The 574-nt window shown below is 36.1% G+C and carries 1 pseudogene; it reads left to right on the top strand.

The window, feature by feature from the left end:
• Positions 1–235: 235 nt before the first annotated feature.
• Positions 236–574: pseudogene (locus ACS8FD_RS23150) on the top strand (2,3-bisphosphoglycerate-independent phosphoglycerate mutase); the annotation flags it as partial.

Below are 574 nucleotides of genomic sequence, written 5' to 3' on the forward strand. Positions count from 1 at the left end.
ATTTTTATCTTAACCAATGATATAACTGATTGCAAGCTGATTTACAGATTGATACTTTGTCTTAATCTTCGTTTTACTTATCAACGGCTTTAATTTAGTAACGGTTTAAAAAGCTTCATAAAATATATTGACTGAAAAATGTTGAGTTTTCAGCTATTTTGAGTTTTGTGGTAGTATAGACACTTTAATCTAATACAGTACTATAGGCGTTCATTCATTTGAGGAGCGGTAATCTATGTCCAATATGCAACAACAAGCAGAACATACCACAGACAGTAAAGCTAAGTCTAATAACAATCCTAACAAAAAAGTGCCACATGTCCTAATGATACTAGATGGTTTTGGACATCGTGAGGAAGCTGAAGACAATGCCATTGCCGCCGCAAACATGCCAAATTTGGATAATATTTATCAGCAGTATCCGCATGGGCTTATATCAGCTTCAGGAGAAGATGTTGGTTTACCAGATGGTCAATTCGGTAATTCAGAAGTAGGGCATATGAATCTTGGTGCTGGCCGTGTTCTTTACCAAGACTCAACCCGTATCTCAAATGAGCTTAATAATCGCGAATTT

The sequence above is a fragment of the Psychrobacter sp. 1U2 genome, from assembly GCF_051847575.1.